The 20,640-nt window shown below is 60.8% G+C and carries 23 protein-coding genes; 8 read left to right on the top strand and 15 right to left on the bottom strand.

The genetic code is table 11. The features are described from left to right. Window positions 1-286 precede the first annotated feature (286 nt). The 4 genes from rpsP to PYR65_RS02810 all read right to left on the bottom strand — a co-directional run bounded on the left by rpsP (window position 287) and on the right by PYR65_RS02810 (window position 3,187). A complete protein-coding gene (gene rpsP / locus PYR65_RS02825) occupies window positions 287-649 on the bottom strand; it encodes a 30S ribosomal protein S16 (RefSeq protein WP_060638478.1) in 363 nt (120 codons plus the stop codon). 65 nt (window positions 650-714) lie between these two features. Further along, complete coding sequence (locus PYR65_RS02820; RefSeq protein WP_037097220.1) at window positions 715-1,017, bottom strand: chorismate mutase; 303 nt, start codon at window positions 1,015-1,017, stop codon at window positions 715-717. 13 nt (window positions 1,018-1,030) lie between these two features. Beyond that, window positions 1,031-2,593 (bottom strand): signal recognition particle protein, encoded by a 1,563-nt coding sequence (ffh, locus tag PYR65_RS02815; RefSeq protein ID WP_276119819.1) that lies wholly within the window; start codon window positions 2,591-2,593, stop codon window positions 1,031-1,033. 264 nt (window positions 2,594-2,857) lie between these two features. Beyond that, the gene (locus tag PYR65_RS02810) at window positions 2,858-3,187 is read right to left on the bottom strand and encodes a nuclear transport factor 2 family protein (RefSeq protein WP_276119818.1); all 330 of its coding nucleotides are present in this window, start codon (window positions 3,185-3,187) and stop codon (window positions 2,858-2,860) included. Between the two features lie 147 nt (window positions 3,188-3,334). On the opposite strand from PYR65_RS02810, the gene PYR65_RS02805 reads away from it, so the two are divergent. Continuing rightward, window positions 3,335-4,336: an MBL fold metallo-hydrolase gene (locus PYR65_RS02805; RefSeq protein WP_407951270.1), complete on the top strand. Its 1,002-nt coding sequence runs from the start codon at window positions 3,335-3,337 to the stop codon at window positions 4,334-4,336. A gap of 85 nt (window positions 4,337-4,421) precedes the next feature. Here the strand turns inward: PYR65_RS02805 and PYR65_RS02800 are convergent, their stop codons facing one another. From PYR65_RS02800 to ccmA, 5 genes are all read right to left on the bottom strand, one after another. Next, the gene (locus PYR65_RS02800; RefSeq protein ID WP_276120946.1) at window positions 4,422-5,024 is read right to left on the bottom strand and encodes a DsbE family thiol:disulfide interchange protein; all 603 of its coding nucleotides are present in this window, start codon (window positions 5,022-5,024) and stop codon (window positions 4,422-4,424) included. A gap of 2 nt (window positions 5,025-5,026) precedes the next feature. Then, on the bottom strand, window positions 5,027-5,197 hold the full coding sequence (gene ccmD, locus PYR65_RS02795) for a heme exporter protein CcmD (protein ID WP_276119816.1): 171 nt from the start codon (window positions 5,195-5,197) through the stop codon (window positions 5,027-5,029). Between the two features lie 4 nt (window positions 5,198-5,201). Then, window positions 5,202-5,963 (bottom strand): heme ABC transporter permease, encoded by a 762-nt coding sequence (locus PYR65_RS02790; RefSeq protein ID WP_276119815.1) that lies wholly within the window; start codon window positions 5,961-5,963, stop codon window positions 5,202-5,204. A 110-nt stretch (window positions 5,964-6,073) separates the two neighbouring features. After that, entirely contained in the window at window positions 6,074-6,733 is a 660-nt protein-coding gene (ccmB, locus tag PYR65_RS02785; RefSeq protein WP_276119814.1) for a heme exporter protein CcmB, read from the bottom strand. Window positions 6,734-6,968: 235 nt separating this feature from the next. Continuing rightward, on the bottom strand, window positions 6,969-7,610 hold the full coding sequence (gene ccmA, locus PYR65_RS02780) for a heme ABC exporter ATP-binding protein CcmA (protein WP_276120945.1): 642 nt from the start codon (window positions 7,608-7,610) through the stop codon (window positions 6,969-6,971). A 269-nt stretch (window positions 7,611-7,879) separates the two neighbouring features. Here ccmA and acnA point away from each other — a divergent pair, with 269 nt between their 5' ends. The 3 genes from acnA to PYR65_RS02765 all read left to right on the top strand — a co-directional run bounded on the left by acnA (window position 7,880) and on the right by PYR65_RS02765 (window position 12,345). Then, the gene (gene acnA, locus PYR65_RS02775) at window positions 7,880-10,570 is read left to right on the top strand and encodes an aconitate hydratase AcnA (RefSeq protein WP_060638484.1); all 2,691 of its coding nucleotides are present in this window, start codon (window positions 7,880-7,882) and stop codon (window positions 10,568-10,570) included. Window positions 10,571-10,776: 206 nt separating this feature from the next. Beyond that, on the top strand, window positions 10,777-11,535 hold the full coding sequence (locus PYR65_RS02770; protein ID WP_276119813.1) for a DUF1223 domain-containing protein: 759 nt from the start codon (window positions 10,777-10,779) through the stop codon (window positions 11,533-11,535). 402 nt (window positions 11,536-11,937) lie between these two features. After that, window positions 11,938-12,345 (top strand): DUF2794 domain-containing protein, encoded by a 408-nt coding sequence (locus tag PYR65_RS02765; protein ID WP_060638485.1) that lies wholly within the window; start codon window positions 11,938-11,940, stop codon window positions 12,343-12,345. Here PYR65_RS02765 and PYR65_RS02760 read toward each other — a convergent pair whose 3' ends face one another. From PYR65_RS02760 to PYR65_RS02745, 4 genes are all read right to left on the bottom strand, one after another. Further along, entirely contained in the window at window positions 12,346-12,903 is a 558-nt protein-coding gene (locus PYR65_RS02760) for a GNAT family N-acetyltransferase (protein ID WP_276119812.1), read from the bottom strand. 130 nt (window positions 12,904-13,033) lie between these two features. Next, window positions 13,034-13,777, bottom strand: a complete 744-nt coding sequence (locus tag PYR65_RS02755; protein WP_276119811.1) for a Bax inhibitor-1/YccA family protein — start codon at window positions 13,775-13,777, stop codon at window positions 13,034-13,036. 228 nt (window positions 13,778-14,005) lie between these two features. Beyond that, window positions 14,006-16,558 carry an ABC transporter permease gene (locus PYR65_RS02750; protein WP_276119810.1) on the bottom strand — a complete coding sequence of 851 codons (2,553 nt, stop codon included), beginning with the start codon at window positions 16,556-16,558 and terminating at the stop codon, window positions 14,006-14,008. Continuing rightward, window positions 16,555-17,280 (bottom strand): ABC transporter ATP-binding protein, encoded by a 726-nt coding sequence (locus PYR65_RS02745; RefSeq protein ID WP_276119809.1) that lies wholly within the window; start codon window positions 17,278-17,280, stop codon window positions 16,555-16,557. The genes PYR65_RS02750 and PYR65_RS02745 overlap by 4 nt, the downstream gene beginning before the upstream one ends. Window positions 17,281-17,352: 72 nt before the next feature. On the opposite strand from PYR65_RS02745, the gene PYR65_RS02740 reads away from it, so the two are divergent. Both PYR65_RS02740 and thpR read left to right on the top strand, forming a co-directional pair. After that, window positions 17,353-17,994, top strand: coding sequence for an arylesterase (locus PYR65_RS02740; RefSeq protein WP_407951269.1), 642 nt, complete (start codon window positions 17,353-17,355; stop codon window positions 17,992-17,994). 133 nt (window positions 17,995-18,127) lie between these two features. Then, on the top strand, window positions 18,128-18,715 hold the full coding sequence (gene thpR / locus PYR65_RS02735) for an RNA 2',3'-cyclic phosphodiesterase (protein ID WP_060638652.1): 588 nt from the start codon (window positions 18,128-18,130) through the stop codon (window positions 18,713-18,715). Here the strand turns inward: thpR and PYR65_RS02730 are convergent. Beyond that, window positions 18,655-19,116 carry a low molecular weight protein-tyrosine-phosphatase gene (locus tag PYR65_RS02730; RefSeq protein WP_276119807.1) on the bottom strand — a complete coding sequence of 154 codons (462 nt, stop codon included), beginning with the start codon at window positions 19,114-19,116 and terminating at the stop codon, window positions 18,655-18,657. The genes thpR and PYR65_RS02730 overlap by 61 nt on opposite strands. Before the next feature lie 118 nt (window positions 19,117-19,234). On the opposite strand from PYR65_RS02730, the gene PYR65_RS02725 reads away from it, so the two are divergent. Then, window positions 19,235-19,552: a 4a-hydroxytetrahydrobiopterin dehydratase gene (locus PYR65_RS02725; RefSeq protein ID WP_276119806.1), complete on the top strand. Its 318-nt coding sequence runs from the start codon at window positions 19,235-19,237 to the stop codon at window positions 19,550-19,552. Window positions 19,553-19,641: 89 nt separating this feature from the next. Continuing rightward, the gene (locus PYR65_RS02720) at window positions 19,642-20,019 is read left to right on the top strand and encodes a YkvA family protein (RefSeq protein ID WP_276119805.1); all 378 of its coding nucleotides are present in this window, start codon (window positions 19,642-19,644) and stop codon (window positions 20,017-20,019) included. Window positions 20,020-20,028: 9 nt separating this feature from the next. On the opposite strand, the gene PYR65_RS02715 is transcribed toward PYR65_RS02720, so the two are convergent. Beyond that, a complete protein-coding gene (locus PYR65_RS02715) occupies window positions 20,029-20,601 on the bottom strand; it encodes a sigma-70 family RNA polymerase sigma factor (RefSeq protein WP_276119804.1) in 573 nt (190 codons plus the stop codon). Window positions 20,602-20,640: the final 39 nt, after the last annotated feature.

The raw sequence follows: 20,640 nt of genomic DNA, 5'->3' as shown, positions 1-20,640 counted from the left end.
AAGTTTATGATTATCGAATTCCGTCAGAACAATCTGCAATCCGGAAATTCGTGCATATTTCATAGCAGGTACACAATCTGTGTCGCCTGTGACAAGAACGATTCGATCAACGGACCGCTCATTGGCGAAGTTTGCGATATGCCGCCATCGATCAGAACCGCTACTTTCATATGTTGCCCTACAAATGAAAAGCCCCCGCATCGAGATGCAGGGGCCGCATATAATACCCGCCTACGGGCGTACCGGATAGAGGTCGAAGATAGGACCAGCGGTCCTATTTGTCAACTTATTCGGCAGCAGCGGCGGCTGCGTCTTCAGCCTTCTGCTTGGCTTCGGCGATGCGCTCGACAGCCTTCTTGCCCGGCAGGCCCTTGGTCGGGTTGACGCGTGCTTCGCGGGTTGCGATGCCGGCTTCGTTGAGGAAGCGCAGGACGCGGTCTGTCGGCAGCGCGCCGTTCGAGATCCAATACTGGATGCGCTCGACATTCAGTTCAACGCGCTTTGCGTCGTCCTTCTTGAGCATCGGGTTCCACGAGCCGACCTTTTCCAGGAAACGGCCGTCGCGCGGCGAACGCACGTCAGCGATAACGATCTGGTAGAACGGGCGCTTCTTGGAACCACCGCGGGCGAGACGAATTTTCAGTGCCATGTCATGTACTCCTTGAGATATCAAACCGTCTGTGACGGTGTTTTTTGTGTATGCGTTAAAGCTGATCAATCCTTGAGATCGGCAGCGATGGCTTCATGATGCCGGATGACTTCGTGGATGATGAAGTTCAGGAACTTCTCCGCGAAATCCGGATCCAGATTGGCATCCCGCGCCAGATGGCGCAGGCGTTCGATCTGGTATTCCTCGCGCGCCGGGTCTGCCGGCGGCAAATTGTATTTGGCCTTCAGGACGCCCACTGCCTTGGTGCAGCGGAAACGTTCGGCCAGCATGTGCACGAGCGCCGCGTCGATATTGTCGATCGACTGGCGATAGCCCGAGAGTTCCTGTTTGACTGCTGGATCAATCATTAGGCTCCAGTCCTCACTTTTTCTTCGGCAGGCCGGGAAGCCCCGGGAACCCGCCACCAAGACCGGGCAGCTTCATGCCGCCGCCCAAACCGGGCAGACCGCCACCGCCCATCCCAGGCATGCCGCCCTTGCCGAGGCCCGCGGCCTCCGCCTGCTTCTGCAGCGCTTCGAGCTGCTTGGGGTCCATCTTCGACAGATCGGGCATGCCGCCCATGCCTCCAAGACCCATCTTGCCGGCAAGACCGCCCATCATCTGCTTCATCATGCCGCCCTTGCCCTTGCCGCCCATCATTTTCATCATGTCGGCCATCTGGCGGTGCATTTTCAAAAGCTTGTTGATTTCGGCCGCATCGGTACCGGAACCGGCCGCGATGCGCTTCTTGCGGGAATGCTTCAAGATATCCGGATTGGCGCGCTCGGCCTTGGTCATCGAGGAGATGATGGCGAGCTGGCGGCCGAACATGCGGTCGTCAAGACCGGCGGAGGCCATCTTGTCCTTCATGCCGGCCATGCCGGGCATCATGCCCATGATGCCGCCCATGCCGCCCATCTTCTGCATCTGGCCGAGCTGATCGGCGAGATCGTTCAGATCGAACTTGCCGGTCTTCATCTTGGCGGCCATGGCCGCCGCCTTCTCGGCATCGATGTTTTCGGCAGCCTTCTCGACGAGCGAGACGATATCGCCCATGCCGAGGATACGGTCGGCAACGCGGCGCGGGTGGAACTCTTCAAGCTCCGCCATCTTTTCGCCGACACCGATCAGCTTTATCGGCTTGCCGGTGACGGCACGCATCGAAAGCGCCGCACCGCCACGGCCGTCGCCGTCCATGCGGGTGAGCACAAGGCCGGTAATGCCGACGCGCTCATCGAAATTGCGGGCGAGATTGACGGCGTCCTGGCCGGTCAGCGCATCGGCGACCAAGAGGATTTCGTGCGGATTGGAGCGGCGCTTGATCTCGGCCATCTCGAGCATCAGCGGCTCGTCGATATGGGTACGGCCGGCGGTGTCGAGGATGACGATGTCATGGCCGCCGAGCTTGGCAGCCTGCACGGCGCGCGCGGCAATATCGGTCGGCGACTGGCCGGCAATGATCGCCAGCGTATCGACGCCGGTCTGGACGCCGAGCTGGCGCAGCTGCTCCTGCGCGGCCGGACGGCGCGTGTCGAGCGACGCCATCAGGACCTTCTTCTTGTCCCGCGTCTTCAAACGAAGCGCAATCTTGCCCGTCGTCGTCGTCTTGCCCGAGCCCTGCAGACCGACCATCATGATCACGACGGGGGCAGCGGCATTCAGATCGATCGGCACGCCTTCGGAGCCGAGCATGTTGATCAGCTCGTCATGGACGATCTTGACGACCATCTGGCCGGGCTTGATCGACTTCAGGATTTCGGCGCCAACGGCCTTTTCGCGCACCTTGTCGGTGAAGGAACGAACGACTTCCAGCGCGACGTCGGCTTCCAGGAGCGCACGGCGAACCTCGCGCAGGGCCGCCGAGACATCGGCTTCCGATAGCGCGCCACGGCCGGTCAATCCATTCAGGATTGATCCAAGGCGGTCCTGGAGACTTTCAAACATCGCTTCATCCTTGTCGTTTCATGGCGTCTGGTTTTACGCGGATGCCCGAAACGTTGTGCTTTTCCTTGACGAAAACAAGACGCAAAGCCAAAAAGCACCCGAGGGCGCAACGCGCTGTCGGGTGTTGACCTCCGGGATCTCCGCAAGGGGTCCGGGTCGGTGGCTACAAGTCTTGTTCTTGTCGCAGATTGCGGGCGGTAAACACGATATGGCCGGGAAAGTCAAGGCGAGGCGGCAATTTCGCAGTTTCGACTGCCGGGCCTCTCAGGCATCGCGGCCGAAATAGACCTCCACCGAAGCGATGCGGTCGCCGTGAAACCGGATGACCTCGACATTGCGAAACGCGCCGCCGTCCAGCTTTTCAGCGCGGTAGCGCACCAGCGCTTCATTGTCCTCCAGCGACACACGCTCGATGTGGATGGCGCGGAAGACAGGCGGCTGCGGCCAGCACCGTTCGAAATAGGTTGCCTTATCGATATGGTCGTCGCGCGGACTGGAAAAGGTGAAATTCTCCGTGAGCATATCGGAAACCTCGTCCTTCCGGTTGGCTAGATAGGCTGCAAAGAGGCCGCGAACGGTTGCTTCCCTATCCATGTCATCCTCCTGTGACTGGTTGTATGGCGCAATCCGTTATAGCCCAAACGTCGGCCCGGCACCAGAAACGGCGCGCGCCATCCTTGGATTGAAGGAATGGAGTCACGGCCCCATGTTAAGGTGCAGAACCCAAATGAAAGAGCCGCAGTGAGCCAGACCAGAAATCCTTACTATACCGGCCCCGTCTCCGATCATTTCGACGGCACCCATTTCTTCAACCCGCAGGGCGAGGCGCCGCTTGGCTTTCGCGAACTGCTGCGCTGGCAGTTCGGCGGTGGCCGCATGGCCTGGCCAAAGACGATCAAAAGCCCGTTCCCGCAGGCAAAGCCCGATGATCGCGCCGGCGCCCAGTCCTTGCGCGTGACGATGGTTGGACATGCGACACTCTTGATCCAGGTCGCCGGGCTCAACATCCTGACCGATCCCGTCTGGTCGAAACGCACCAGCCCGTTTTCCTTTGCAGGTCCACAACGCGTGGTCGCGCCGGGCATTGCCTTTGATGACCTGCCGCCCATCGATATCGTTCTTGTCACCCACAATCACTACGACCATCTCGACCTTGCTACCCTCAAGCGCCTGCAGGAGGCGCACAGCTCCCACATCATCACCCCGCTCGGCAACGACACGATCATCCACCGCGCCATTCCCGGCGCCAAGATTTCCGACATGGACTGGGGCGAGCAGATCTCCTTCTGGGACGGCGTCACCATCGACTGCGAACCCTGCCATCACTGGTCGGCGCGCACTGCCCGCGACCGCCGCATGGCGCTCTGGGCCGCCTTCGTGATCTCGACGCCATCGGGAAAGATCTACCATATCGGCGATACCGGCTTTCACGACGGCATCAATTACCGGGCGGCGGCAGAAAAACACGGCGCGTTCCGCCTCGCCAACCTGCCGATCGGCGCCTATGAGCCGCGCTGGTTCATGAAAGCCCAGCACCAGAACCCGCAGGAAGCCGTCAACGGAATGCAACTCTGCAACGCCGCCTATGCGGCCGGCCACCATTTCGGCACGGTGCAGCTGACCAATGAAGGGATCGAGGCGCCGGTAGAGGCGCTGGAAGTGGCGTTGAAGGAGCAGGGCATCGCGCCGGAGCGGTTCCGGGCGCTGCGGGCCGGCGAGGTGTTCGACGTGCCTGGGGTATAGGCAATCCTCTATTCTATGCCTGCCGTGGGGTGACGGAAAAACAAGTTTATCCGACACAAGAAATTAACGGTTGCCGCCCGGTCGCCTACTTGCCAGCCACTGCCTTTTCGATCGCCGGATAGAGACCTTCCTTCAGGCTGCGATCATCGAACGGCCCGACCCGTTTGTAGACGATCGTGCCGGATACATCGACGAGGTAGGATTCCGGGATGCCGTAGACGCCCCAGTCGATCGCCGCCTTGCCGCGCGGATCGACACCAACGGCGGAGAAGGGATTGCCGAGTTCACCGAGGAACCGCAGGGCATTTCCGGTCTGGTCCTTGTAATTGATCCCGACCACGGTCAGCCGCGAATCCTTCGCCAGTTCCAGGATGATCGGATTTTCCTCGCGGCAGGGCACGCACCAGGATGCCCAGACATTGACCAGCGTCAGCTTGCCCTTGATCGCGGCATCGGTCAGCGCCGGCATGGCGGCGCCCTTAAAGGTCGCGCCCTCAAGCGGCGGCATGTCCAGGGAGGGCGCCTTGGTGCCGATCAATGCCGAGGGGATTTCGCTGATACTGCGGCCGGAATCGAGCTGGGACCAGAAGATCACGGCGAGCCCGGCAAAGATCAAAAGCGGCAAGAGCGCAAGGACGATACGCACCTTGCCCGGCCGGTTGCTGTCCGCAGGGGCGGGGGTCTCGATGCTCACGGCGTGTCTCCGGCCTGCGCCGAGCGGCGGCGGATACCGGCAGCGTCGAGCGCCTGCAATTCGCGGCGCCGCGCCCGCCCGTCACTCCAGACCCAGAGTACGAGCGCAAGCACGGTGACCGCTGCAACGCCGTAGCTGGCAAGAACATAGGCTGTGTGGGTCATCATCGGCTCAGACCTCCCGGCCGGTGCTGCGCGCGGCCTGGCGGCGCATCGAGGTCACCCGGCGGCGCCAGATCTCGTTGCGCATGGCGGCAATATGCAGGGTGAAGAACAGCATGGTGAAGGCAACCGCCATAACGAGCAGCGGCCGCAGAAACTCCGGATCGATCGCCGAGCCGCCGAGCCTCAGCACGCTGGCCGGCTGATGCAGCGTGTTCCACCATTCGACGGAGAACTTGATGATCGGAATATTGACGAAGCCGACCAGGATCAGAACGGCGGACACCTTGGCCGCCTTGCCCGGTTCGTCCATGGCGCGGTTGAGCGCGATCAGCCCGAGATACATGAGGAACAGCACGAAGACCGAGGTCAGCCGCGCATCCCAGACCCACCATGTGCCCCACATCGGCTTGCCCCAGAGCGAACCGGTCACCAGCGCGAGAAAGGTGAAGGACGCGCCGATCGGGGCAGCGGCACGGGCCGCGACATCGGCCAGCGGATGGCGCCAGACCAGCGTGCCGAGCGCCGAGACCGCCATGACGGTATAGCACATCATCGACAGCCAGGCGGATGGCACATGCACATACATGATGCGCACTGTCTCGCCCTGCTGGTAATCGCCCTCGGTGGTGAAGGACAGATAGAGCCCGGCGGCAAACAACAGCACCGTCACCCCGGCAAACCACGGCAGGACGCGGGCCGCCAAGGCCAGAAACCGGGTCGGATTGGCTAGATCACTGAATTTTCGAATGGCCAGACTGTTTTCGCTCATGATGGTTCTTTAACGCTGAAACGGCTTCTCTTCAATGAAGGGGCCACAATCACATTTGCGTCAGAGCGTCACGCGTTGAAATGGCACGCGAAGACCGCCCCGGCACCCTTTTAATCCGATGCCGCGCGGAGCGCCAACGCCGCCGCCAGCGGGCCGATGACGGCAAAGAACAGCGTGATGGCCAACAGGATCATCAGCGGCGGCAAAAACGGCGCCGGGTCCTGGACTGCGGCATAGGCGGCACTGACGCCGAAGATCAGCACGGGGATGGCCAGCGGCAGGACCAGGATCGACACCAGCAATCCGCCGCGCGGCAGCGTTACCGCAACCGCAGCGCCCGTCGCGCCGATAAAGGTGATGGCCGGCGTGCCCACCAGCAGCGTCAGCATCGTCGCACCGATGGCCACCTCGCTCATATTCACGAACAGCCCGAGCAACGGCGCGGCAATCACCAGCGGCAAGCCGGTCGCCGTCCAGTGCGCCAGGCATTTGACCAGCACCGTCAACACCAGCGGCGCTTCCTGCATCAGCATCAGATCCAGCGACCCATCCTCCCGCTCCGCCTGAAACAGCCGGTCGAGACCCAGCAGCGAGGCAAGCAGCGCCCCGATCCAGAGGATTGCCGGGCCGATGCGGGAGAGGAGATTGAGATCCGGACCTACGGCAAACGGCACGACGGCAACAACGGTCATAAAAAACAGCACCCCGATCAACGCGCCGCCACCGGCCCGGACGGAGAGTTTGAGATCGCGCAGGAAGAGGGAGATCATAATGTGAGCTCCGAACCAGGACGCGAAGTCCCCCTCATCCGGCCCTTCGGGCCACCTTCTCCCCGTTGGGGAGAAGAGGGGGTCTGTGGAAAATGCTGCGCAACATAGAAAACTGGAGACCGGATAGTTGGCTGGGATCGACGCAGCCGCAGCGCGCTGCCTCTTCTCCCCGGCGGGGAGAAGGTGGCCCGAAGGGCCGGATGAGGGGGGACCACACGGAAAAATGTCAACGGCATCAGGACGATACCTCCTCAAATACGCCCGCAAACCCCGTCATCCGCAATTCCCGAGCTTCCACCCCCAATGGCTGATGCGTCGCCGCGACCGCAATGCCCCCCTCACCCAGATGGCGCTGCACCAGTCCGGCAAACATCCGGTCCGCCGCTGCATCCAGCGCTGCCGTCGGCTCGTCGAGGATCCAGACCGGCCGGTGGGCGACGAGGAGCTTGGCCATGGCGATACGGCGCTGCTGTCCGGCCGAGAGATAGCCGAAAGGCAGATGCGAAATTCCACCGAGACCGAGGGCTTCCGTTGCCTCCTCGATGCCGATGCCGGACCCACTGGGCGAATCACCCATGAAGGATTTCCAGAAGGAGAGATTTTCGGCAACGGTCAGCTCGCGCTTCATCGCATTGCGGTGGCCGAGATAATGGCAGAGCTCGCGCGGATGGCCAAAGTCGGCGGATGTATCGTCCAGCCGGACGCTGCCGGATTCCGGCGTCAAAAGTCCCGCCAGCACGCGCAGCAATGTCGATTTGCCGGACCCGTTCGGACCTGTGACGATCAAGGCTTCCCCCGCTTCGAGAACGAACGAAATATCGTGGAAAATCAGGTCCTCGCCCCGTTTCGCACTGAGGCCTTCGACACGCAGGCGGATCGGCATTCACATTCCTTTTACGACGTTCGTCGCAGTGCAAAAAAATTGTCTCAAATTGAGGACGGATGGTCTGGCACGTTCCGGAGAAATTATCTATAACCGCCCCAACACGCCAGCGGTCGGCGTGAATTTCATCCTAGCGCCGAACATGGAATGATTTCCACGTACGGACAGCGGAAATGGCCGTACCCGCATCCCATATCGCGCTTTAAATGCGTTCGGGCGTTCGTGCGTCACGTTTTGGCGATCTAACGGAACGGGGTATTCCAGTGTCCAAATCCCTAGACAGTTTCAATTGTCGGTCGACGCTCTCGGTCAATGGCGTAGACTATGTCTATTACAGCCTGCCGAAGGCAGAAGAAAACGGCCTCGCCGGCGTTTCAAAGCTGCCCTATTCGATGAAGGTTCTGCTTGAGAACCTCCTGCGCTTCGAAGACGGCCGCTCGGTCACCAAGGAAAATATCCTGGCCGTCGCCGAATGGCTCAACAACAAGGGCCGCGAAGAAAACGAAATCGCCTATCGCCCGGCCCGCGTGCTGATGCAGGACTTCACCGGCGTTCCCGCCGTCGTCGATCTGGCTGCGATGCGCGACGCGATGGTCTCGCTCGGTGGCGACCCGGAAAAGATCAACCCGCTGGTTCCGGTCGATCTCGTCATTGACCACTCGGTCATCGTCGATGAATTCGGCACGCCGACCGCCTTTGCCCGCAATGTCGAGCTTGAATACGAGCGTAACGGCGAGCGCTACCGCTTCCTGAAGTGGGGCCAGCAGGCCTTCAAGAATTTCCGCGTCGTCCCGCCTGGCACCGGCATCTGTCACCAGGTCAATCTTGAATATCTCGGCCAGACGGTCTGGACCAAGGAAGAAGACGGCGAAATCACCGCCTATCCCGATACCTGCGTCGGCACCGACAGCCACACGACCATGATCAATGGTCTCGGCGTTCTCGGCTGGGGCGTCGGCGGCATCGAGGCCGAAGCGGCCATGCTTGGCCAGCCCGTTTCCATGCTTCTGCCTGAAGTCATCGGCTTCAAGCTGACCGGCAAGCTGAAGGAAGGCGTCACCGCGACCGACCTCGTGCTGATGGTCGTGCAGATGCTGCGCAAGAAGGGCGTGGTGTCCAAGTTCGTCGAATTCTTCGGTTCCGGCCTCGACAACATGACGCTGGCCGACCGCGCGACGATCGGCAATATGGGCCCCGAATATGGTGCGACCTGCGGCTTCTTCCCGGTCGATTCCGAAACCATCAACTACCTCACCATGTCCGGCCGCGAAGAACAGCGCATCGCGCTGGTCGAAGCCTATTCCAAGGCGCAAGGCATGTGGCGCGACAATGACGGCGCCGATCTGGTCTTCACCGACACGCTCGAACTCGACCTCGGCCAGGTTGTGCCTGCCATGGCCGGCCCGAAGCGTCCGGAAGGCCGCATCCCGCTGGAAAACATCGCATCCGGTTTTGCCGGTTCTCTGGAAGGCGAATACAAGAAGCCGGGCCAGCTCGACATGCGCTACGCCGTCGAAGGCGCGGATTACGACATCGGTCACGGCGACGTGGCGATTGCCGCCATCACCTCCTGCACCAATACGTCCAACCCCAGCGTTCTGATCGCTGCCGGCCTTCTTGCCCGCAACGCCGTCGCCAAGGGCCTGAAGACCGCGCCTTGGGTCAAGACATCGCTGGCCCCTGGATCGCAGGTCGTTGGTGAGTACCTGTCGAAATCCGGCCTGCAGGATTCGCTGGATGCGCTGGGCTTCAATCTCGTCGGCTTCGGCTGCACGACCTGCATCGGCAATTCCGGCCCGCTGCCGGCGCCGATCTCCAAGACGATCAACGAGAAGGGCCTGATCATGTCCGGCGTTCTCTCGGGCAACCGCAACTTCGAGGGCCGCATCTCTCCGGACGTTCAGGCCAACTACCTGGCTTCGCCGCCGCTGGTAGTGGCTTACGCGCTCGCCGGTACGGTGCAGAAGGACCTGACAACCGAGCCGCTTGGCATCGGCAGCGATGGACAGCCCGTGTTCCTCAAGGACGTCTGGCCGACCTCGCAGGAGATCCAGGAATATATCCTGAAATACGTCACCCGCGCACTCTACGCATCGAAATATGCCGACGTGTTCAAGGGCGATGCCAACTGGCAGGCGGTTCAGGTTCCGGCCGGCCAGACCTATGCCTGGGACGACAATTCGACCTATGTCCAGAACCCGCCTTACTTCGTCGGCATGGGCAAGACCGGCTCTGGCATTTCCGACATCAAGGGCGCCCGCGTCCTTGGCCTGTTCGGCGACAAGATCACCACCGACCACATTTCGCCTGCCGGTTCGATCAAGGCAGCATCGCCTGCCGGTGCCTATCTGATCGGCCATGGCGTCGGCGTTGCCGACTTCAACCAGTACGGCACGCGCCGTGGCAACCATGAAGTGATGATGCGCGGCACATTCGCCAATATCCGCATCCGCAACCACATGATGGGTCCGAACGGCAAGGAAGGCGGCTACACGATCCACTATCCTTCGAAGGAAGAGATGTCGATCTATGACGCGGCCATGCAGTACAAGGCCGAAGGCGTTCCACTGGTCATCTTCGCCGGTGTCGAATATGGCAACGGCTCGTCGCGTGACTGGGCTGCCAAGGGCACCAACCTGCTTGGCGTCAAGGCCGTGATCGCCCAGTCGTTCGAGCGTATCCACCGCTCCAACCTCGTTGGCATGGGCATTGTGCCTTTCGTCTTCGAGGAAGGCACGACCTGGGAATCGCTTGGCCTCAAGGGCGACGAGAGCGTCACGATCGATGGCCTGTCCAACGTCCAGCCGCGCGAAAAGCGCGTTGCCAAGATTACCTATGCCGACGGCACGGTGAAGGACGTTCCGCTGATCTGCCGCATCGATACGCTCGATGAGGTCACCTACATGAACAATGGCGGCATTCTGCAGACGGTTCTGCGTGATCTCGCGGCCTGATGCATCCTTGATGCTGATAGGAACGAAGCCGGGGCTTTCACGAGCCCTGGCTTTTTTGTGATCGCGGCTGCTCAGGCCTCACTCCAACGTGATTTTCCGTTGAAAGAGGAGCGGCGTATGAAGGAGGCCGACAGAGACTGTACGCCTGTACAACACCGTGAAATACAGACCGTTCAATGCCGAAAGCCCTTGCCATGGAAGTGCCGATGTCCGCATCAAGTACCGTTTGCCGTATCATGCTCGCCTGTGGCCTTGGCCTCTTGGCGATGCCGGCGGTGGCGCAGGACGCGGGCAAGCCGGCCGGCGTCGTTGAACTGTTCACCAGCCAGGGCTGCTCGTCGTGCCCGCCGGCGGATGCCGCCTTGAAGACGCTGATCGACGACGGCAAGGTCGTGGCGCTGTCCTATCACGTCGATTACTGGAACTATCTCGGCTGGGCCGATACGCTGGCTTCCAAGGACAACACCGCCCGGCAATATGCCTATGCCAGAATGTTCGGCCGCAGCGGCGTCTATACGCCACAGGCCGTGCTCAATGGCCGCGATCATATCAATGGCGCGGATCTGAACGGAATCAACAACCGGCTTTCATCGATGGATGCCGCCGGAAAAGGCCTTGCCGTCCCGGTCTCGGCCAGCGTCAACAAGGATGAGATGACGATCAAGATCGGCGCCGGTACCGGCAAGGCCAATGTCGTCGTTGTCTATTTCAACCGCGAGAAGCTGGTCGACGTTCAGAAGGGCGAAAACAGCGGCAAGAAGATTTCCTACTGGCACTCGGTGCGCGACATCCAGACGATCGGCATGTGGGATGGCAAGCCCGCCGACTTTGTTCTGCCGGCCTCCGTCCTTAATGAAGGCGAAAATGGCGGCTGCGCCGTGCTGTTGCAGAAGATGAAGGACAGCGAGACGCCCGGCGCCATCGTCGGAGCGACGACAGTGATGGCGGAGACGACCGCCAACTGACGGTCAGGGCGCTTTTGACGCCGATATGGTTCGGCCCGGCAGCATCGAGGGGCTGGGGCTGAGGGTTCGAAGATGCCGGACCGAACCGGCCATGTTTTGCAGATGCAAGCAGCACCCGAGCCACACGGCGTCTGGAGCAGCCGCGCCCGAAGGACGCTTGCCGCTCCATTGCTGCACCGCTTAAGGCAGAAAAATCCTCAAACAGACATGCAGGCCGGTCACGAGGAAGGACTTCCCAGTGCCAACGAGCGCGAGTTTCCGTGTCAATTGGGGCGACGATTTGTTTGAAATGCGGCACGCTGAAAAAAGTCTCCCACAATTGCGCAGGGCGTTGCGGCTTGCTTTTCGCCCAAGGTCAGGCAAACTGTAACCGTCCTGTCACAAAAAAAGGCCGGAGTACCGATGACTGATCAGCCGGATTTGCCGCAAGGCGAGACCCGTTCCGAAAGGCAGAAATCATCCGATGTGGTTGTTAACCTGCAGGAATATCGCAGCAGCAATCAGGACCAGCTCCCCATCACCTTCCACCGCCGCGAACTCGATATGATCCTCAGGGTCTACGGCCGCATGGTGGGCGAAGGCGAATGGCGCGATTATGCCATGGACCATCTGCGCGACAAGGCCGTGTTCTCGGTTTTCAAGCGGTCGGGGGAAATGCCGCTGTTCAGGATTGAGAAAAACCCGAAACTGTCAGCCAAACAGGGCGCCTTCAGCGTCGTCAACACACATGGCATGATTCTGAAACGCGGCCATGACCTGCAGCAGGTTCTCAAAGTCTTCGACAAGATGCTCAAGGTCATCAAGAGCTGATCAGCTGCGATAGAGCGTATCGGGATAAAGGCCGGGCTCCGGATCGCTCGTCAGGCCTTCGCCGAGCGGCAATTGCATGATGATCGTATCGAGCCAGCGGCCATGCTTGAAGCCCGTGCCCCTCATCAGCCCGCCATGCTCGAACCCCGCAGCACGGTGAACCGCGACGGAGGCCGGATGCGCTGCGCCTATAACGGCGACCATCTGGCGGAAACCGAGTTGCGTGCAGCGCCGGATGAGTTCTGCAAGCAGCGCCTTGCCCACACCCTGCCCGCGCGCCTCCGGCGCCAGATAGATCGAATCCTCGACCAGGAAACGGTAGGCGGTGCGGGTGCGGAATGCCGAAGCATAGGCATAGCCCAGCAGCAGACCACCCGCATCGACAGCAGCGATGTAAGGATAGCCATTGCCGGTGATGAGAGAAAAGCGCGCGGCCATTTCGGCTTCGTCCGGCGGCGTCATTTCGTAGGATGCCACCCCGTTCAGCACCGATTCGCGGTAGATATCAGTTATGGCCGGGATGTCGGATGAGGTCGCGTCGCGCAGGGTGAAGGACATGGGCAAACCTGTCTGGGAGAATAATCCCGTTTGCCATATCGCATTCAGGCATTCAAGCGTGCAGCTTGCAGAAACTGGGCAACAAAAAAGGCGGCCGAGGCCGCCTTTTCAGATCTATGTCCGTTCCGGACTATTCTTTGTTTCCAAGGAAACGCAGCATGAACAAGAACAGGTTGATGAAGTCGAGATAGAGGGTCAGCGCGCCCATGATGGCCTTGCGGCCAGTGGCTTCAGCGCCTTCTTCTTCGAAATACATTTCCTTGATCTTCTGGGTATCGTAGGCGGTGAGGCCTGCGAAGATCAGAACACCGATGGCCGAGATCGCAAAATCAAGCGCCGAAGAGGCGAGGAAGATATTGACGATCGAGGCAATGATCAGGCCGAACAGGCCCATCATCAGGAACGAGCCCATGCCCGACAGGCTACGCTTGGTGGTGTAGCCGTACAGCGACAGGGCACCGAACGAAGCGGCCGTGACAAAGAACGTCTGGGTGATGCTCTGGCCGGTGTAGATCAGGAAGATCGACGACAGCGAGAGACCCATCAGACCGGCATAGACCCAGAAGGTCGTCTGCGCGGCGGATACGCTCATCGAGTTGATGCGGAAGCTCATGTAGAACACCAGAGCCAGCGGCGCGAGCATGACAACCCACTTCAGCGGGCTCACATAGATCGCCTGACCGAAAGCTGTCAGCTGTCCGTCTGCAAAAGCGAACTGGAACGCAGCAAAGGCCGCGATACCGGTGATCGCCAGACCGAGGGCCATCAGGTTGTACACCTTGAGCATATAGGTGCGCAGACCTTCGTCGATTACGGCCCCCGCCTGTGCGCCGGCAGGCGACATTCGGGTTTGGTAGTTTCTAAGATCAGCCATTGTTTCCTCTTTAAAAGCCCCGGTTAAGTTTACGGTGTCGGGCGGTAAGGGCGCATCCCTTTTTTAAAGGTGCCAGCCACTTAACCCAGGCGCCGCTGCGGGGCTCCAGCATGCCTAAAGGGAATATGATGTCGAAATACGACTTGCACAAGACCGGCAGCCCGCAGAATCCGCCAAAATGCGGATTCTGCGGGCTTTCGAGGGGTAGCGTTAACGGTTAACTGCCCTTCACAGCTCGCGCAGGACGGGTGCAGCCTTCTGCCCAAGCACTCGCCAGGTGCCGGCCAGACCGAAACCCACCGTGACGATCAGCGCAACGGCCATGGTGACAAGCGCCACATCGGGCAGGAAGGAGGACGGCAGCTTCATGATGTTACTGACCACGAACCAGGCCGCAACCCCGCCGGCAAACAGCGCGAAAATCGCCGTCGACAGTCCAAGCATGGCGTATTCGTAGCAGAAGGCGCGGATCAGCGTCGAGCGTGTAGCGCCCAGCGTCTTCAAGACCACGGCATCATGGGTGCGGGCCCGGTTGCCCGCCGCGAGCGCTCCGGCAAGCACCAGGATGGAGGCAACCAGCGCCACGGCGGCTGCGGCACGGATCGCTGTCGCCAGCTGGCCGACCAGCACATTGATGATATCGAGCGCATCCTTGACCCGGACACTGGTGATGGTCGGATAGGTATTGGTGACGGCCTTCAGCGTCGCCGCCTCCTCTGCAGCCGTCGCACCCGGATCGATCACCGTGGCAAGCCAGGCATGCGGCGCGCCGGCAAAGGTATTGGGCGAGAACACCATGACGAAATTGATCGACAGGGATTCCCACTCGACCTTGCGGAAATTGGCGATCTTGGCCGTCAGGCTGCGGCCGAGCACGCTGACGGTCACGGTATCGCCGATCTTCAGGCCAAGTTCGCCAGCCTCTTCGGATGAGAACGACACCAACGGTTCGCCGGTATAGTCCGGTGCCCACCAGTCGCCTTCGGTCAAAGTCGAATTTTCCGGCCGGTTCTTGGCATAGGTGATGCCGCGGTCGCCGCGCAGCACCCATTGACCGGCAGGCGGCACATTCATCTTGGTGACGTCCTCACCGTTGAAGGCGAGGATACGGCCGCGCAGCATCGGCACTTCGATGACCTTGCCCTCCGGCAGGCTTGTCTGCAGAAGATTGCGGAACCCCTCGACCTCGGCGCCCTGAATATCGACGAAGAAGAAATTCGGCGCCCGTTCCGGCAGGTTGCCGGTCAGCTCGCGGCGCAGGTTGCCGTCGATCAGCGCCAGGGTGACCAGAAGCGCCAGGCCGAGGCCGAGCGACAGGACGACCGAGGGGGTGAGCGCGCCGGGCCGATGGATATTGCCGATGGCCAGCCGGAGCGCCGGCGAACTGACGCGCGGCGCACGGCGGGCAAGCGCCGCCACCAGAATGGCGACACCGCGCAACACGACGAATGAAAAGGCGATGGCCCCGAGGAAGGTCAGCGAAATCGTCCGGTCATAGGCCGTGAAGATCGCAAGACCGGCAAGCGCGCCAAGGCAGATCGCCGCCGCCACGAGATAGGGCCAGGACGGCAGCCGGGCCCGCTCGAACCCCTGCTCGCGAAACAGCGCGGTTGCCGGCACTTCGCGGGCATGGCCGAGCGGCAGGATGGCAAAGGCAAGCGACGTCAACAGGCCGAACACCGCAGCAAGGCCAAGCGCACCCGGATAGAGCTGGAACGCCGTCGAAACCGGCAGGACGCCCGCCAGAAACTGCGCTGCAATAAACGGAATGAGCGCGCCGAGCACAAGGCCGATGCCGATGCCGATGAAGGCGATCAACAGGATCTGGATGAGATAGATCGTGGTGACCATCGAAGCAGGTGCGCCGACGCACTTGAAGGTGGCTATGACGCCGCGCTTGGAATCGAGATAGGCGCGCACCGCATTGGCGACGCCCACACCGCCGACGATCAGCGCCGTCAGGCCGACCAGTGTGAGGAACTGCGAAAAGCGGGTGATATTGGCCGTCAGCGCCGGAGCGGCATTCTGGCTGGTGCGAATGGACCAACCGGCCTGCGGAAACTTTTCCTCCGCCTGCCTGCGCAAGGCGGGCACACTGGTGCTATCTGCGACCTTGACCTTGTAGGTATGCTCCACCAGGCTTCCCGTCTGCACCAGTCCCGACGCGTCGAGCGCCTGTTTCGAGATCATCAGGCGCGGCGCAAAACCAAAGCCGTCGGACAGCGCATCGGGCTCGCGCACGATCGTGCCGGCGACGCGAATGCGGGCGGTTCCGAGCAGAATTTCATCGCCGGTCTTAAGCCCAAGCCGCTCCAGCAAAAGCGGCGCGGCCAGCGCGTCGTAGACACCATTGTTTTCAGCCAGCGCCTGGGCCAGCGGCACCGCCGGTTCGCTTTCCAAGGTTCCGTAAAGCGGATAGGCAGCATCGACCGCTTTCAGCTCCACCAAAGCCTGGTTTGAGCCATCCGGCAGCCGGGCCATCGAGCGCAGGCCGGATGAGACGGCGACCGTGCCGAGGCTGTCGATAAACGTTTTTTCCTCGTCGGTGGCGACACGGTTGTTGAGCTCGAAGCGGATATCGCCGGCCAGAAGCTCGCGGCCCTGGCTGGCGATCGAGCCGGTGATCGACTGCGATAGGGAATTGACCCCGGCAATGGCGGCCGTTCCCAGCGCCACGCAAGCGAGGAAAATGTAAAAACCCCGAAGGCCGCCGCGCATTTCGCGCAGCGCCAGACGGAGGGCCAGACCAAGACGGAAACGACCGGATATAGCGGCCCTCATGCGGACACGGCCTTGGACAGCGGCGTGGCAGCGGGTTGTTCATGCCCCGACCCGGAGACGATCTCGCCAGAGCGGACGCGCACTTGGCGCGAGCAGCGGGCGGCGAGCGACGCGTCATGGGTCACCAGAACCAATGTCATGTCGCGCTCGGCCTGTTTGGAAAAGATCAAGTCGGCAACCTGCTTGCCGGTTTCGCCATCGAGATTGCCGGTCGGTTCGTCGGCGATCAGAAGCTTGGGCGACGGCGCCAGCGCCCGGGCGATGGCAACGCGCTGCTGCTCGCCGCCCGACAGCTGGCCGGGATAATGCGACAGCCGCTCGCCAAGACCAACGGAGATCAACTCCTGCCGCGCGATCTCGAAAGCATCGCGGACATTGGCAAGCTCGAGCGGCACGGCGACATTTTCCAACGCCGTCATGTTGGGGATCAGATGGAAGGACTGGAAGACGATGCCGATATTGCGGCCGCGAAATTCCGCCACCCGGTCTTCGCTCAAATTATGCAGCGGCGTGCCGTCAATGATGATCTCGCCGCTATCCAGGCGCTCCAGCCCTGCCAAAACCATCAGCAGCGTCGATTTGCCCGATCCGGACGGACCGACGATCCCGACGGATTCGCCGGCATCGATCGTAAGCTGCATTCCCTTGAGCACATGAACGGACGCAGCGGCCTGGCCGAGGGTCAGATCCGCATTTTTCAGGTCGATCATGGTTTTTGCCAAGGGAAACTGTCCTATATGTACATTATGAAGGTTGCCGGAACGGCTGACTTTTACCGATTTAAGGGCGCGTTCATGCGAATAAAAGGTTTCTGTACATTTTTGTTGGCGATCACGGCGATTGTGATGATGCCCGTGATCAGCCGTGCCGAGCCGCTCAGCCTGGTCGGTTTCGGCGATAGCCTGATGGCCGGCTACCAATTGCCAGCGGCAGACGCCTTTCCCGCACGGCTGGAAAAAGCCCTGCGCGAGAAGGGTCACGATGTGACAATCGCCAATGCCGGCGTCTCCGGCGACACCACATCGGGGGGCCTTGCGCGGATCGACTGGTCGGTTCCGGACGGCACCAAGGGCGTCATTCTCGAACTCGGCGCCAATGATGCCCTGCGCGGTATCGCGCCCGAGGAAAGCCGCAAGAACCTGATCGCCATGATCGAGAAACTGAAATCGCGCGGCATCGCCGTGCTTCTCGTCGGCATGATGGCGCCGCCGAACATGGGCGCAGACTATGCCGCCCGGTTCAATCCGGTCTATCCGGAGCTTGCCAAGACTTACGGTCTCGAACTCTATCCGTTCTTCCTCGATGGTGTGGTCGAGGATGCCAAGCTGAAGATCGAGGACGGCATGCACCCGAATGGCGATGGCGTCGGCGTCATGGTCGAACGTTTCCTTCCTTCGGCGGAACGGTTCCTCCAGTCACTCGCGACCGGAGGCTAGGCGGGAAGAAATATCCCGCTGTTCAGCGCCTGTTAATCGCGTTGGATAAATATTGCAGGTGCGAAATTGTATTTGCTTCTCGCAGGCAAGCATGATTCGCTGGGTTATCTTCAAGAGATTCGGGGAGCTCGTCATGCCGAGACTTTTCACCGCCCTCGAGATACCACGGAATGCCGCAATGAGCCTTTCATTGTTGCGTGGTGGTCTTCCCGGTGCCCGTTGGATCGATGTGGAGAATTACCACATCACTCTTCGCTTCATCGGAGACGTCGACAACCGCACCGCCGACGAGATCGTTGACCGGCTGGACCGGATCGAACGTCCGGAATTCCAGCTGCAACTGACAGGAACCGGCGCTTTCGGATCGAAGAAGCCGCATTCCGTCTGGGCGGGCGTCAGCAACCCGCCGGAACTCTATGCGCTTCAGGCGGAAATCGAACGCATCTGCCAGAGGCTCGGCCTGCCCGCCGATCCCCGCAAATTCACCCCGCATGTGACGCTTGGCCGGCTGCGGTCGTCGCGGGTGGAGGATGTGGTCAACTATCTCTCCGGACGAGGCGGCTTCTACACCAATCCGTTCACCGTCTCTCGCTTCGTGCTGTTGTCATCACGCGATTCAGTCGGCGGCGGCCCCTATGTCACCGAGGAAGTCTTTCCGCTCTACGAGCGCTCCCTGAGCGTGCCGGCCAGCGAGCTGCACCCCTCAAAGAGCATGCTGTAGACTGTCTCGAACCCTTCCGGCCCCTCATAATAGGGGTCGGGCACATCGATTGCGGTCCCCTTCGTATAGGCGAGAAACAGGTGCAGCTTGTGGCGCGCCGGCAGTGGAGCCATCGCGCGCAGATCGGCAAGATTGCTGCGGTCCATCGCAAAGATCAGATCGAAGGCGTCGAAATCGCCCGGATGAACCTTGCGGCACCGCTCTGAGGCGATATCGATCCCATGCTTCAGCGCGACGGCGATCGAGCGGCGATCCGGCGGATTGCCAATATGCCACCCGCCCGTCCCGGCCGAATCGACATCCACCGGAATATCCCCTGCCACATGCCTAAGAATACCCTCAGCGAGGGGTGAGCGGCAGATATTGCCGAGACAGACGAAGAGAATTCTGACAGGCTTCATGACTATCCCAGCGGCTCTGGCCAAGCGGCTCTGGAAAAGGTTGAACCTATCTGCGGCCGCTGCGTTTTGAAACTGGAACCGGTTACCGCCATCAAAAAAATCTGGAAGGGGAAGCCCCATGAAACAGGAAAAGCTCACCAAGGAGGCCGTTGCCGAAAACCTGTCTTCCATGGACGGCTGGGTGCTTGCCGAGGACGGCGCGTCGATCTGGAAAGCCTTTCGTTTCAAGAGCTTCATTGAAGCTTTCGGTTTCATGACCGAAAGTGCGATCAATGCGGAAAAACTCAACCATCACCCGGAATGGTTCAATGTCTACAATAAAGTCGATGTGACGCTTACAACTCATGATTCGAAAGGGCTAACCGAACTAGACTTCAAGCTCGCCGCGAAGATGGACAAGGCGGCGGCGGGCCGCATGCCCGAGCATCTGAAATAGGGCATCTGAAATAGCACATTTGAAATTACACATTTGAAATCGCGGGCCTGCTCACCATATGATTTTCCATGACGGATGGGACAAGCAAGATGGATAACATCAAGATCGGCGAGATTTTGCTGCCTGGCGAGGAAAGCGAGCAGGAAGCGAAAGCCCGCAAGGTGAAGCGCCGTTTCTGGCCGACCCTGAAACGGGCGATGCGGCAGATCCCGTTCAGCCGCGACGTGGTTGCCGCCTACTATTGCGCAATGGATCCGGCGACGCCGCTGCGCACACGCGGCATCCTTTTGGGCGCCCTTGCCTATTTCGTCATGCCGTTCGATGTCATTCCCGACGTCCTGGCCGTCGTCGGCTTTTCCGACGATATCGCCGTTTTGACGGCGGCCTTTGCCGCGATCAGCGGCCAGATCAAGGAAAAGCATTATATCGAGGCCGACGAGACGCTGAAGGACAAGCTTCCGGGCTGATCACCGAGTTCAATAGGCGCTATCGATCCCGCCCTCTTCGAGCATGGCCCGCAACTTGCCGAACGCAAGGCGGATGCGTGACTTGACGGTCCCCAGCGGCAGGCCGGTGGCTGCCGAAATCTCCGAATGCGATTGGCCAAAGAAAAACGCCATCCTGATCAGGGTCACCTGCTCGACGGGCAGCTTTGCCAGCGCCGTGCGGACGATCTGTTCGCGATCTTCGCTTTCGATCAACTGATCCGGCGCGGGCGGTGCGGTGGGCAGCAGCAGCGGTTCGTGCGCATCCAGCGTGCCGTTACGCTGGCGGCGGGCAACGTCGATGCGCCGGTTGCGGGCAATGCGGAACAGCCATGTCGAAAGCGAGGACTTTTCCGGATCGTAGAGATGCGCCTTTTGCCACAGGATAACCATCACTTCCTGCACAACCTCTTCCGCTTCCGTGACGCCGGCATTCTGCCGCATCAGGAAGGATTTCAGCCGTGGCGCGAAAAAGTCGAAGAGCTCCGAAAAGGCGGTCTGATCACGATCGCGTGCGACGGCCACGGCAAGGGCGGTAAAATGCTGTCTCACTTCAACATTCATTCCGCTTTTGATGGCCTCCCGCCCTGTTTTTTGCAGTAT

Origin of the sequence: Pararhizobium qamdonense (genome assembly GCF_029277445.1) — a bacterium.
GTDB classification, from domain to species: domain Bacteria; phylum Pseudomonadota; class Alphaproteobacteria; order Rhizobiales; family Rhizobiaceae; genus Pararhizobium; species Pararhizobium qamdonense.
This window is presented reverse-complemented; position numbering and strand designations above follow the sequence as displayed.